This window comes from Pseudomonas kermanshahensis, from assembly GCF_014269205.2.
Taxonomy (GTDB): domain Bacteria; phylum Pseudomonadota; class Gammaproteobacteria; order Pseudomonadales; family Pseudomonadaceae; genus Aquipseudomonas; species Aquipseudomonas kermanshahensis.
The window spans coordinates 94,475-106,484 of the sequence record NZ_JABWRY020000003.1 but is presented as its reverse complement, the minus strand read 5'-3'; the positions used below and the strand labels follow the sequence as shown (position 1 = coordinate 106,484).

Below are 12,010 nucleotides of genomic sequence, written 5' to 3'. Positions count from 1 at the left end.
GCTCCTTGGCGTGAACGGGTTACTATACCGTGGCTAGCCGACTGAACGAGAGTTTCCCATGCCTGTTCTTCCCTGGTCTGCCATCGATACTGTCCTGCTGGACATGGACGGCACGCTGCTCGACCTGCACTACGACAACCGCTTCTGGCTGGAGCACCTGCCCCAGCGCTATGCCGAGCTGCATGGCGTGAGCCGAGCCATGGCGGAAATGGAGCTGCAGCCTTTGTTCGAGCGCAATGCTGGCACGCTCAACTGGTACTGCCTGGACTTCTGGAGCCGTGAACTGAAGCTGCCGATCCGCGAACTGAAACGCGAGATCGCCGACCTGATCGCCCTGCGCCCCGACGCCGACACCTTCCTGGCAGCCATCCGTCAGGCAGGCAAACGCGTGGTGATGATCACCAATGCCCACCGTGACTCGCTGTCACTGAAGCTGGAGCGGGTGGAACTGGCGCCGTATTTCGAGCGCCTGATCAGTTCGCATGATTATGGCTACCCGAAAGAGAGCCCACAGTTTTGGGATGCCTTGCAGGCGGATATCGGCTTTGAGCCTGCGCGCAGCCTGTTCATCGATGACACATTGGCGATTTTGCGCAGTGCCCAGCGGTTTGGCGTGGGGCATTTGCTGGCGGTGCGCCAGCCCGATAGCCAGGCGGCACCTCGCGACACCCAGGAGTTTGCAGCGGTCGAGGATTACCGGGATTTGCTGGCAGGCCTGTGAGGGCCCTTTCGCGGGGCAAGCCCACAGGTATCCCGCAAAATTACAGTGTTGCGGGATACCTGTGGGCTTGCCCCGCGAAAGGGCCGGCACAGCCTACAGAGATCTATCAGTCCGGAATACGCAACACCTGCCCCGGGTAGATCTTGTCCGGGTGCGTGAGCATCGGCTTGTTCGCCTCGAAGATCTTGTTGTACTGGTTGCCATTGCCATACACAACTAGAGCAATGGCTGAAAGGGTGTCACCCTTTTTAACGGTAACGAACCGCGCAGCCTGAACGACTGGCCCTGTTACCTTGATCTGATCGTCAACGCTGGCCACACCACTGATGTTGCCCGCCGCCAGAATGATCTTCTCCTTCTCCTCCTGGCTGGCCACCTCACCCTTGAGGATGATCTTGTCGCCTTCTACAGTGGCGGTGATGTTCGGATTACCCAGGCCAACCTTTTGCACATGCTCCTTGAGCTGCTCCTCGGCATTGGCATTGCCGGGGGTCAGCAGGTCGATCAACTTCTCGCCGGCTTCCTTCACAAAACTGAACAGGCTCATTGCGCTCTCCTTGTTGATAAAACCTCGGAGCCAGGAGTCTAGGCCAGGATTGCTCGGCCTGCCCCACTGCGACCAATCGACGCGGTCTATCACGGCATAGACCCTAGCGATTAGACGTGACCGGCCCACAGGCCTAGGCTTGTGCTATCAAAAAGCCGCCGGTAGTCAGCCCCGATGAACAGCAAACCTCCGGTCTGCGCGGCCTCATCGCCTTTGGCCTTGCCCGCCGCCAGCAACACCTACGAATACGTCCAGCTCAGCGACGCCGAGCGCGCCAGCACGCCACTGGCCGAAGAAGTGGCCCTGGCCATCGCCTTCAACGGCCTCAATCAGGCCGTAATGCTGGTGAGCCCGACCGACCTGGAAGACTTTGCGGTCGGTTTCAGCGTCGGCAGCGGGATTGTCGAAGGCACCCAGGAAATCTATGACCTCAAGCTTTCTGGCAGCGGTTCGGCGATGTACGCCGACCTGGAAATCTCCAGCCGCGCCTTCTGGAACCTGAAAAACCAGCGCCGCCAACTGGCCGGCACCAGCGGCTGCGGCCTGTGCGGGGTCGAAGCCCTGGAGCAGGCACTGCCAGAGCTTGCCGAACTGCCCGGCGCGCCACTGCCGCCCGCGCACTGGCTGGCTGGCCTGCGCCAGCGCATCGACGCCTTCCAGCCGCTAGGCCAGCATTGCGGCGCGGTGCATGCCGCACTGTTCATGGACCGTAACGGCGAGCTGTTGCTCGGCCGCGAGGACATTGGCCGGCACAACGCCCTCGACAAACTGATCGGCGCCCTGCTGCGCCAAGGCATCGACAGTGAAGGCGGCCTGGCCATCGTCACCAGCCGCTGCAGCCTGGAGCTGATCCAGAAGGTCCTGCGTGCCGGCATCCAGACCCTGGTCAGCCTGTCGGCGCCCACCGGCCTTGCCCTGCAATGGGCACGCAAGCACAACCTCAACCTCATCCACTTGCCCAAGCACAGCGCACCGCGGGTCTACAGCCCAGCGGCGGAGTCGTAACAGCCGTGACCTCGTACCAGCACCTCCCGGACAACGCCCCAGCCTCCTCCCCTCGCTACAAGCCCTACCACGGCCCCGCCGGTGGCTGGGGGGCGTTGCGCAGCGTGGCCAAGGCCTGGGTCGGCAGCGACAATGCACTGAAGAACATTCGCGCCCTGCTCAAGACCAACCAGAATGGCGGCTTTGACTGCCCTGGCTGCGCCTGGGGCGATTCGCCGGAAAGCGGCATGGTCAAGTTCTGCGAGAACGGCGCCAAGGCGGTCAACTGGGAAGCCACCAAGCGCCGCGTCGATGCCGCCTTCTTCGCCCGCTACAGCGTCAGCGCGCTGCGCGAGCAAAGCGATTACTGGCTGGAGTACCAGGGCCGCCTGACCGAACCAATGGTGTACGACGCGCAACGCGACCATTACCAGCCCATCAGTTGGGAGGCGGCCTTTGCCCTGATCGCCCGCGAACTGAACAACCTGGCAACCCCTGACCAGGCCGAGTTCTACACCTCGGGCCGTGCCAGCAACGAAGCCGCGTACCTCTACCAATTGTTCGTGCGCGCCTACGGCACCAACAACTTCCCGGATTGCTCGAACATGTGCCACGAAGCCAGCGGCGTGGCCCTGGGGCAGAGCGTCGGCGTCGGCAAGGGCACGGTCACCTACGACGATTTCGAGCATGCCGATGCGATCTTCGTCTGGGGCCAGAACCCGGGCACCAACCACCCACGCATGCTCGACCCGCTGCGCGATGCGGTTAAACGCGGTGCCCAGGTGGTGTGCGTCAACCCGCTGAAAGAGCGCGGCCTGGAGCGCTTCCAGCACCCGCAGAACCCGCTGGAGATGTTGACCAACAGCGACCGGCCGACTAACACCGCGTTCTTCCGCCCGGCCCTGGGGGGCGACATGGCGCTGCTGCGTGGCATGGCCAAGTTCGTCCTGCAGTGGGAACGCGAAGCCCAGGCCAGCGGCGAGCCTGCGGTCTTCGACCACGCCTTCATTGCCGAGCATGGCCACGGCGTCGATGACTACCTGGCCGTGGTCGACGCCACTTCGTGGGAACACATTCAGGCGCAATCCGGCCTGACCCTGGCCGACATCGAGCTGGCCGCGCGCATGTACTGCCGTGGCAAGCGGGTGATCATGTGCTGGGCGATGGGCATCACCCAGCACCGCCACTCGGTGCCGACCATCCAGGAAATCGTCAACCTGCAGATGCTGCGCGGCAACATCGGTGCGCCAGGCGCCGGCCTGTGCCCGGTGCGTGGCCACAGCAACGTCCAGGGCGACCGCACCATGGGCATCAACGAGCGCCCGCCGGTGGCCTTGCTCGACGCCATCGAAAAGCGCTTCAACTTCCCCGTGCCGCGGCACAACGGCCACAACACCGTCGAAGCCATACACGCCATGCTCGACGGCCGCGCCAAGGTGTTCATCGGGCTGGGCGGCAACTTTGCCCAAGCCACGCCAGACACCGAGCGCACCGCGCAGGCGCTGCGCAACTGCGAACTGACCGTGCACATCAGCACCAAACTCAACCGCAGCCACCTGGTCCACGGCAAGCAGGCGCTGATCCTGCCGTGCCTGGGCCGTACCGACATCGACCTGCAGGCCGATGGCCCACAAGCGGTGACTGTGGAAGACTCGTTCAGCATGGTCCATGCCTCCAACGGCCAGTTGAAACCGCTGTCGACGCAGATGCGCTCGGAGCCTGCGGTGGTTGCCGGTATCGCCGCCGCCACCCTGGGCAAACAACCGGTCGACTGGCACTGGCTGGTGGCCGATTACGACCGCATCCGCGACCTGATCGGCGACACCATCCCCGGCTTCAGCGGCTTCAACGAACGCCTGCGTGAACCGGGGGGCTTTTACCTGGGCAACAGCGCCGCCAGCCGCGAATGGAAGACCGCTACCGGCCGCGCCAACTTCAAGGCCAACCTGTTGCCGGACACCTTGCTTGATGAAAGGGTGCGGGCCAGCGGCCAGTTGCCCGACCTGATCATGCAGTCGATGCGCTCGCACGATCAGTACAACACCACCATCTATGGCCTGGATGACCGCTACCGCGGCGTGCGTGGCCAGCGTGAAGTGCTGTTCGCCAACGAGGCCGACATCGTCCGCCTGGGCTTCCAGCCGGGGCAGAAGGTCGACATCGTTTCGTTATGGGGGGACGAGCATGTGCGCCGCGTGCACGGTTTCACATTGCTGGCCTTCGATATCCCGGCGGGGCAAGCGGCGGCTTACTATCCCGAAGTGAACCCGCTGGTGCCGCTTGAGAGCATTGGCGATGGCAGCCATACGCCGACGTCGAAGTTCATTGCCATCAAGCTTGAGCGGGCGCGGGATAACAATCGGATTATCTGACATTCGCTGCACAATCTTTGTAGGAGCGGCCTTGCGTCGCGAAAGGGCCGCAAAGCGGCCTCAGCAATATTTGCGGCGACGCCGAAATTGGGGGCTGCTGCGCAGCCCTTTCGCGACGCAAGGCCGCTCCTACAAAGCCAGCGTATGACTGCGCGGAGCGTAACCGCCAAAAACGAAAAAAGCCCTGTTCCGCAACGGTTCAGGGCTTTGTCATAAATACCTCTGACAGCCAAAAATCGATAAAGTTTCACAGCAAATACAGCAACTTAGAGAATTGTGTACAACTCGTGCTACTCGTCGGATTTCAATTGCCAGCCGCGCTCCATAGCCTCAAATTCGCCTCGTCATCCCTATGAGGCTCTCTTGATGAAGAAGTACTCCTCGATTCTGTTGTTGTCTTTCAGCTTGCTCAGCGGCGTTGCCATGGCCGGTGGCAATACCGAGGCCGGCATTGGCGGCGCATTGGGTGGGGTACTCGGCTCCGTCGTGGGCAACTCCATCGGTGGTAGCACAGGCGGCGCGATTGGTGCCGGCCTGGGCGGCGCCGCCGGCGGCGCACTGGGTGCCGACAAACGTCAGCGTGGCGAAGCCGCCATCGGTGGCGCACTGGGCGCTGCAGGCGGTAACGTGGTCGGTCGCTCCGTGGGCGGCACCACCGGTAGCTACATTGGTGCAGCAGCCGGCGGTGGTGCCGGTGGCGCGCTGGGTAACTACATGGGTAACAAGGCCGACGACGACGAGCGCCATGACGATCGTCGCTACCGTCGCAGCTATGACGACCGCCGTCACTACGACCGTGGCCACCATTACGGCCACCGCAAGCACAAGCGCCACTGGCGCGACTAATGCCTGAGGGCCCAGCCCTGGCAACAAAAGCCCCGCCCGCACCGGCGGGGCTTTTTTATGCCTGTTGCCCGAGCTGAAGGCCAACGAGCACTGCCTGCAGCGCCTCTGGCAACGGCACAGGCCGGCCGCTTGCCCGCTCGATGAACACCTGCACCACCGTCCCCGCCGCACAGGCGTCTACTTCACCCGGGCGATACAGGGCCAACCGGTACTCCACGGTACTGCCCGCCAGGCGCGTCACGCCCAGCCCCACCTCAAGCACATCCGGAAAGCCCGGCAGGGCGAAGAAGTCTGCCGCCGAACTGACCACGAACGCCGCCAGCGCACCTTCGCGCAGGTCGAATTCGGCCTGCTCCACCAGAAACGCCTGAATGGCGGTTTCGAAGAAGCCATGCACGGTGGTACCGGCGATATGGCCGTTGTGGTCGTTGTCTTGCGGGCGGGTGAGGATGGGGTGGAAGTGGGTGAATGCGCTGCGCTGTGGGGCTTCAGTCATTTGTCTGTCTCGCGAGGTCGCAATGAATGCTATCAGTGAAACAGAAATTACGGACGTGGTGTGTATTTGCTGGCCGAGAGATGGGGTGAAGGCTGCCAGGTGCTTGTCTTGAGTTCTGAGGTGGTGCGCAAATCGAGCGCCGCCCGCGCGGCGCTTCGCAGCACAAGGCTGCTCCTACATTTGTTTCGGGCCAATGCATTGTGAGGCAGAGGCGCGCAGCCCTTTTGGCGCCCACCTCGATATCGTGTGGAACAAACAAGGCGGTCGCGCGCGTTGGTACAGGCGTTACTGGCCCGAAACAGATGTAGGAGCAGCCTTGTGCTGCGAAGCGCCGCGCGGGCGGTGCTCGTTCTCATGGGCGCTAAAAGATGCTGTGGCGAACACCTCCGAGCCAAGACGCATGATCAAAACAAACTAAAAAAAAAGCCGCCCCTAAGGGCGGCTTCCTCGTTGCAACTGGCGGCAGCTTACAGCTGTGGGCCAGCAGCCTTGATCGCGTCGGAAACTTCGAATTTCTTGAAGTTTTCGATGAACAGCTTGGCCAGGCCTTTGGCCGCTTCATCGTAAGCGGCTTTGTCAGCCCAGTTGGTGCGCGGGTTGAGCAGCTCGGTGTCAACGCCCGGAACGGCTTTTGGCACGTCCAGGTTGATGATGTCCAGGTGCTCGGTTTCGGCGCCTACCAGTGCACCGCTCTGGATCGCAGCGATCACAGCACGGGTGGTCGGGATGCTGAAACGCTTGCCAACGCCGTAGCCACCGCCGGTCCAGCCGGTGTTGACCAGGTAGACCTTGGAGTTGAAGCCGTTGATGCGCTTGATCAGCAGCTCGGCGTACTCGCCAGCCGGGCGCGGGAAGAACGGCGCGCCGAAGCAGGTGGAGAAGGTCGACTTGATGCCGCCGCCCGAACCCATTTCGGTGGAACCAACCAGCGCGGTGTAACCGGACAGGAAGTGGTAAGCAGCCTGTTCGTTGTTCAGGATCGAAACCGGAGGCAGAACGCCAGTCAGGTCGCAAGTCAGGAAGATGACCGCGTTAGGCTCGCCACCCAGGTTCGCTTCGGAACGCTTGGCAACGTGCTCCAGCGGGTAGGCCGCACGGCTGTTCTGGGTCAGGCTGACATCGGTGTAGTCGGCGTGCTTGTTGGCGTCGAGTACGACGTTTTCCAGCACTGCGCCATGCTTGATGGCTTTCCAGATGACCGGCTCGTTCTTCTCGGACAGGTCGATGCACTTGGCGTAGCAGCCGCCTTCCATGTTGAAGACAACGCCTTCGCCCCAACCGTGCTCGTCGTCACCGATCAGGTAACGGCTTTCGTCGGCCGACAGGGTGGTCTTGCCGGTGCCGGACAGGCCGAAGAACAGGGTCACATCGCCTTCTTCGCCGATGTTGGCAGCGCAGTGCATTGGCAGCACGTCAGCGGCCGGCAGCAGGAAGTTCTGCACCGAGAACATGGCTTTCTTCATTTCACCGGCGTAACGCATGCCAGCAATCAGCACCTTCTTCGCGGCGAAGTTGATGATCACGCAGCCGTCGGAGTTGGTGCCATCACGCTCAGGCTCGCACACGAAGTTGGCAACGTTGAGCACTTGCCACTGGTCACGGCCAGCCGGGTTGTACTGTTCAGGGTTGATGAACAGGCAACGGCCGAACAGGTTCTGCCAGGCAGTCTGGGTGGTCATCTTCACCGGCAGGTAGTGCTCGGCAGCGGCGCCTACGTGAACGTAGGAAACGAAGTGATCCTGGGCGTTGTTGAACGCCTCGACGCGGTCCCACAGGGCATCGAACTTGTCGGCCGGGAACTTGCGGTTGATCGGGCCCCAGGAAATGGCATCCTGGGTGGAAGGTTCTTCGACGATGAAACGGTCAGCCGGCGAACGGCCAGTACGGTGCCCAGTCTCAACGACCAGTGCGCCGGTATCGGCTAGTACGCCTTCACCGCGTTGCAGCGCTTCTTTTACCAGCTCATCGACGCTCAGGTCGGTGTACACGGTGTTGTTGGCTTGCGTCATGAGATACCCCATCCGGCCCGAGGCCGAGTGCTCCAAACGTTTTGTAGTTGTCTTTAAAAAACTACTACAGCGAAAAAAGTGGCCGGATTATGCCAGAAAAGCCCAAAAAAAGTAGGCCCCTCCTGTCGTAACCGCGCTTTTGCGCAATTAGACAGGAGATTTCCCTGCAATTAATCGTTTCAGTGGCGAGTTTCTGAGGCCGTGTCCGTGCCGCCACCCGCAAACAGTTGCGCCACATCGCTTGCATCGAAGAAATAGCGCTCGTTGCAGAACTGGCAATCGATCTCCACCTTGCCGCCACACTCCTCGACCAACTGCTTGGCGTCGTGCTCGCCGAGGCTGACCAGCGCATTGCCGGAGCGCTCGCGCGAGCAGCTGCAGTGGAAGCGCAGGGGTTCGATGTCAAACAGGCGCACGGCGTCTTCGTGGTACAGACGGTGCAGCAAGGTTTCGTTGTCTTCTTGCCACTCTTCAGGCTTGAGTGTCTTGGCCAGGGCTACAACGTGCTGCCAGCTGTCCTCGCGCTCTTCGTCGTCCGGCTGGCGATCACGTGGCAATTGCTGCAACAGCAGGCCGCGGGCCTTGCCATCTTTTGCATCGAGCCAGAAACGGGTGTTGAGCTGTTGCGACTGAACGAAGTAATTGGTGAAGCACTCCGACAGGTTGGCACCGTCCAGGTCAACGGTCCCCTGGTAGCGCTGGCCGTTGACTGGGTCGATGGTCAGCGTCAGATGGCCGTCGGGCATCAGCTGCGCCAAGGTCGCGTCGGCAGGAATCTGATCGGCTTCGTAACGGGCCACGCCGCGGATTTCGCGCTCGCCCGAGCACTCCACCATCAGCAGCGGGATCGGCCCCTGAGAGCGCGCCTGCAGGATAAGCAGGCCGTCGAACTTCAGGGCACCCACCAGCAATGCGGTGGCGGCCATCAATTCGCCGAGCAGCGCGGCCACGGGTTGGGGGTACGGGTGACGCGCCAGCACTTCGGCATAGCTGCGGTCGAGCCCTACCCACTCACCGCGGATATCGCGGTCGTCGAAGAGGAAACGTTGGGTGAAATCGGTATCCGGCAATTCGCTCATAGGTTCTGGCTATCTGAAAATGATGACAAAATGGTTACACGAGGTTTCGAAATACTGCGAAGCCCGTGGCAGAGCGCTCACAAGGCGCTCCGATTCCTGTTGGCAATAGAGGTATCTTATGGACAATCGACCACTGTTCCAAGCAAGGTGGTCCTTCGGGCCCTTGGCAGCCTGCACGCTGCTGCCCATCGCTCTACTGTGTTTCTGGTTATGGCCTTTTGGCCAGATCCTGTGCCTGACTTTCGACGAGTGGCTGTTCCACAGCCTCAATGCGCCGCTGGCCGACAACACCACATGGCGCTACATCTGGACCCTGGGCAGCCTGCGCCCGTTCGACATCGTGGTCGGGCTGATCCTTCTGGCGGTGCTGATCCGTGGCAACTGGGTGTTCAAAGCCTGCCAGGTGCGTGAGGCGTTTTTCGGCTTTCTGGTGACCCTGATCCTATTAGTGGTGATTCGCGCGCTGTTTTCCAAGTGGGTGGATGCTGCGGGGTGGCAACACAAGAGCCCGTCGATGATCTTCGATGACGTCGTGCACCTCAGTGACTATTACCCGAACCTGGAAGCGGCCTGGGAACTCAAGGACCGCTCCAGCAAGAGTTTCCCAGGCGATCACGCCTCGGTGCTGCTGGTCTGGGCGTTGTTCATGAGCGTGTTCAGCCGTCGCCTGGTGCACTACCTGGTGGTCTGGGGGCTGGCGCTGGTGTTCATGCTGCCACGCTTGGTGGCGGGCGCCCATTGGGGCCAGGACGACTACATCGGCGGGTTGCTGATGGCGGTGCTGGCGTTGGGGTGGAGTTGCTATACGCCTCTGGCGGCCAAAGGCAGTGCGGCGTTGATGCGCTGGACCGCGCCGTTGTTTGCTCTGGCAGCCAGGTTACCGTTGGTCGGTAGATTGGCGGTGGTTCGCTAACAGCGGGGGGCCGCTTTGCGGCCCATTCGCAGGCAAGCCAGCTCCTACCTCGATCGCGCAGCCTTAGGGGCCTAGCTATTCAAAGCTACCGTGCAGTTGGTGAATCTGTCGCCGCTGCTTCTTGTTTGGCCGGCCATCGGTGGTCACACCCATCGCCCCGGCTTTGCGCATTTCGGCAGCCTGTTCGCGGCGGCGCACACTCTCTTCGGTTTCTGCATACAGCGCCTGCGCTTCGGGCGCCCCGCGCCTGACCACCGACAGCGCCTTGACCACCACTGTGCGCTCGTCAAAACCGGTGCGCAGGACAAACTCATCCCCTACCCTCGGTTCCTTGCCCGGCTTGCAGCGTTCACCCCGGCAATGCACCTTGCCACTTTCGATGGCCGCCTTGGCCAGCGCCCGAGTCTTGTAGAACCGCGCCGCCCATAGCCATTTGTCCAGGCGAACCTTGTCGTCTTCTTCCGCCTTGTGTGCCATCCCGTTACCTCGAATTCTGTCTTTAATCGAACTGTACTACCGTATCTTGCGGATGCAAAAAGTCCACGCCGTGCTTACAGTTCACCACCTTATCCCCTGGGTGCGCTTCGTGAAGACATTTGACCATTTGACTGTGATCGGCCTGCGCGAGTGGGTAGCCCTGCCCGACCTTGGCGTCGCCGGGCTGCGCGCCAAGATCGATACCGGCGCCAGTACGTCCAGCCTGCACGCCACCGAGGTGGAACAGTTCGAACGTGACGGCCAACCGTGGGTCCGATTTACTGCGCACCTGGGTTCGGTGGTGCAGTTGCGCCACCGCCGTTGCGAAGCGCCACTGGTGACCATGAAGACCATCAAGAGCTCCAATGGCCACGCCCAGACCCGCTATGTGATTCGCACATCGCTGGCACTGGGCGATAGCGTGTGGGAAGTCGAGTTCACCCTGGCCTGTCGCAAAGAGATGCGCTACCGCCTGCTGCTGGGTTCCAAGGCACTTATTCACGGCCACTTGGTGGTCAACCCTGGCCTGAAGTACGTACAAGACAAACCGGCCTTTCCGGCCACCCTTTCCCCTGTCACAGGTGCTGCATGAAGATCGCTGTGCTGTCGCGCAATCCGCGTCTGTATTCCACCCGCCGCCTGGTCGAAGCCGGTACCCAGCGTGGCCACGAAATGGTGGTGATCGATACCCTGCGGGCCTACATGAACATCGCCAGCCACAAGCCGCAGATCCACTACCGCGGCAAACCGCTGGAAGGCTTCGATGCGGTGATCCCGCGCATCGGGGCCTCGGTGACGTTCTATGGCTGCGCGGTGCTGCGCCAGTTCGAGATGATGGGCGTCTACCCGCTCAACGAGTCGGTGGCCATCGCCCGCTCGCGTGACAAGCTGCGCTCGTTGCAGTTGCTGTCGCGCCGTGGCATCGGCCTGCCGATCACCGGTTTCGCCCACTCACCTGACGACATCCCGGACCTGATCCAGATGGTCAACGGCGCGCCCCTGGTGATCAAGGTGCTGGAAGGTACTCAGGGCATTGGCGTGGTGCTGTGCGAAACAACTCAAGCTGCAGAGTCGGTGATCGAAGCGTTCATGGGCCTGAAGCAGAACATCATGGTGCAGGAATACATCAAGGAGGCCGGCGGGGCCGACATTCGCTGCTTTGTGGTGGGTGACAAGGTGATTGCCTCGATGAAGCGTCAGGCCAAGCCCGGCGAGTTTCGCTCCAACTTGCATCGGGGTGGGGTGGCCAGCCTGATCAAGATCACGCCAGAAGAGCGGATTACCGCCATTCGTGCGGCCAAGGTGATGGGGCTGAGCGTGGCGGGCGTGGATATCCTGCGCTCCAACCATGGGCCGTTGGTGATGGAGGTGAATTCGTCGCCGGGGTTGGAAGGGATTGAAGTCACCACCGGGAAGAACGTGGCCGGGATGATCATCGAGCACCTGGAGAAGAATGGCGGGCCGAATCAGACTCGGACCAAGGGTAAGGGCTGAAATGTTGGGGCTGCTTTGCAGCCCATTCGCAGCACAAGGCTGCTCCTACAGGGGTTACGCGTTTCCTTGTAG

General features: G+C 61.8%; 12 protein-coding genes. 7 read left to right on the top strand and 5 right to left on the bottom strand.

Going from position 1 to position 12,010, the window contains the following annotated elements; translation table 11 throughout:
* The first annotated feature begins 58 nt into the window (after positions 1-58).
* Entirely contained in the window at positions 59-721 is a 663-nt protein-coding gene (gene yrfG / locus HU764_RS26795) for a GMP/IMP nucleotidase (RefSeq protein WP_027595199.1), read from the top strand.
* 106 nt (positions 722-827) lie between these two features.
* On the opposite strand, the gene lysM is transcribed toward yrfG, so the two are convergent.
* Positions 828-1,268 carry a peptidoglycan-binding protein LysM gene (gene lysM, locus HU764_RS26790; protein ID WP_186681870.1) on the bottom strand — a complete coding sequence of 147 codons (441 nt, stop codon included), beginning with the start codon at positions 1,266-1,268 and terminating at the stop codon, positions 828-830.
* Between the two features lie 174 nt (positions 1,269-1,442).
* Here lysM and fdhD point away from each other — a divergent pair, with 174 nt between their 5' ends.
* From fdhD to HU764_RS26775, 3 genes are all read left to right on the top strand, one after another.
* The gene (gene fdhD, locus HU764_RS26785) at positions 1,443-2,273 is read left to right on the top strand and encodes a formate dehydrogenase accessory sulfurtransferase FdhD (RefSeq protein WP_099452628.1); all 831 of its coding nucleotides are present in this window, start codon (positions 1,443-1,445) and stop codon (positions 2,271-2,273) included.
* A gap of 5 nt (positions 2,274-2,278) precedes the next feature.
* Positions 2,279-4,624 (top strand): FdhF/YdeP family oxidoreductase, encoded by a 2,346-nt coding sequence (locus HU764_RS26780; RefSeq protein WP_186703130.1) that lies wholly within the window; start codon positions 2,279-2,281, stop codon positions 4,622-4,624.
* A 366-nt stretch (positions 4,625-4,990) separates the two neighbouring features.
* Entirely contained in the window at positions 4,991-5,470 is a 480-nt protein-coding gene (locus HU764_RS26775) for a glycine zipper domain-containing protein (protein WP_099428074.1), read from the top strand.
* 55 nt (positions 5,471-5,525) lie between these two features.
* On the opposite strand, the gene HU764_RS26770 is transcribed toward HU764_RS26775, so the two are convergent.
* From HU764_RS26770 to hslO, 3 genes are all read right to left on the bottom strand, one after another.
* Entirely contained in the window at positions 5,526-5,966 is a 441-nt protein-coding gene (locus HU764_RS26770) for an acyl-CoA thioesterase (RefSeq protein ID WP_186703129.1), read from the bottom strand.
* 467 nt (positions 5,967-6,433) lie between these two features.
* The gene (locus HU764_RS26765) at positions 6,434-7,975 is read right to left on the bottom strand and encodes a phosphoenolpyruvate carboxykinase (RefSeq protein ID WP_085273865.1); all 1,542 of its coding nucleotides are present in this window, start codon (positions 7,973-7,975) and stop codon (positions 6,434-6,436) included.
* A 179-nt stretch (positions 7,976-8,154) separates the two neighbouring features.
* On the bottom strand, positions 8,155-9,054 hold the full coding sequence (gene hslO / locus HU764_RS26760) for an Hsp33 family molecular chaperone HslO (RefSeq protein WP_027595192.1): 900 nt from the start codon (positions 9,052-9,054) through the stop codon (positions 8,155-8,157).
* Between the two features lie 118 nt (positions 9,055-9,172).
* On the opposite strand from hslO, the gene HU764_RS26755 reads away from it, so the two are divergent.
* Positions 9,173-9,967 carry a phosphatase PAP2 family protein gene (locus HU764_RS26755; RefSeq protein ID WP_186703128.1) on the top strand — a complete coding sequence of 265 codons (795 nt, stop codon included), beginning with the start codon at positions 9,173-9,175 and terminating at the stop codon, positions 9,965-9,967.
* 75 nt (positions 9,968-10,042) lie between these two features.
* On the opposite strand, the gene HU764_RS26750 is transcribed toward HU764_RS26755, so the two are convergent.
* On the bottom strand, positions 10,043-10,444 hold the full coding sequence (locus HU764_RS26750) for an RNA-binding S4 domain-containing protein (protein ID WP_099428071.1): 402 nt from the start codon (positions 10,442-10,444) through the stop codon (positions 10,043-10,045).
* Positions 10,445-10,553: 109 nt separating this feature from the next.
* Between HU764_RS26750 and rimB the strand changes: the two genes are divergently transcribed.
* Together rimB and rimK are read left to right on the top strand one after the other, a co-directional pair.
* Positions 10,554-11,036, top strand: a complete 483-nt coding sequence (gene rimB / locus HU764_RS26745; RefSeq protein ID WP_027595189.1) for a retropepsin-like aspartic endopeptidase RimB — start codon at positions 10,554-10,556, stop codon at positions 11,034-11,036.
* Positions 11,033-11,938, top strand: a complete 906-nt coding sequence (rimK, locus tag HU764_RS26740) for a 30S ribosomal protein S6--L-glutamate ligase (RefSeq protein WP_012316721.1) — start codon at positions 11,033-11,035, stop codon at positions 11,936-11,938. The genes rimB and rimK overlap by 4 nt, the downstream gene beginning before the upstream one ends.
* Positions 11,939-12,010: the final 72 nt, after the last annotated feature.

Coding starts and splice junctions, on each gene's coding strand:
- rimK (WP_012316721.1), top strand. CDS start 11,033: ATGAAGATCGCTGTGCTGTCGCGCAATCCGCGTCTGTATTCCACCCGC.
- HU764_RS26770 (WP_186703129.1), bottom strand. CDS start 5,966: ATGACTGAAGCCCCACAGCGCAGCGCATTCACCCACTTCCACCCCATC.
- lysM (WP_186681870.1), bottom strand. CDS start 1,268: ATGAGCCTGTTCAGTTTTGTGAAGGAAGCCGGCGAGAAGTTGATCGAC.
- HU764_RS26765 (WP_085273865.1), bottom strand. CDS start 7,975: ATGACGCAAGCCAACAACACCGTGTACACCGACCTGAGCGTCGATGAG.
- HU764_RS26755 (WP_186703128.1), top strand. CDS start 9,173: ATGGACAATCGACCACTGTTCCAAGCAAGGTGGTCCTTCGGGCCCTTG.
- yrfG (WP_027595199.1), top strand. CDS start 59: ATGCCTGTTCTTCCCTGGTCTGCCATCGATACTGTCCTGCTGGACATG.
- HU764_RS26750 (WP_099428071.1), bottom strand. CDS start 10,444: ATGGCACACAAGGCGGAAGAAGACGACAAGGTTCGCCTGGACAAATGG.
- HU764_RS26775 (WP_099428074.1), top strand. CDS start 4,991: ATGAAGAAGTACTCCTCGATTCTGTTGTTGTCTTTCAGCTTGCTCAGC.
- fdhD (WP_099452628.1), top strand. CDS start 1,443: ATGAACAGCAAACCTCCGGTCTGCGCGGCCTCATCGCCTTTGGCCTTG.
- hslO (WP_027595192.1), bottom strand. CDS start 9,054: ATGAGCGAATTGCCGGATACCGATTTCACCCAACGTTTCCTCTTCGAC.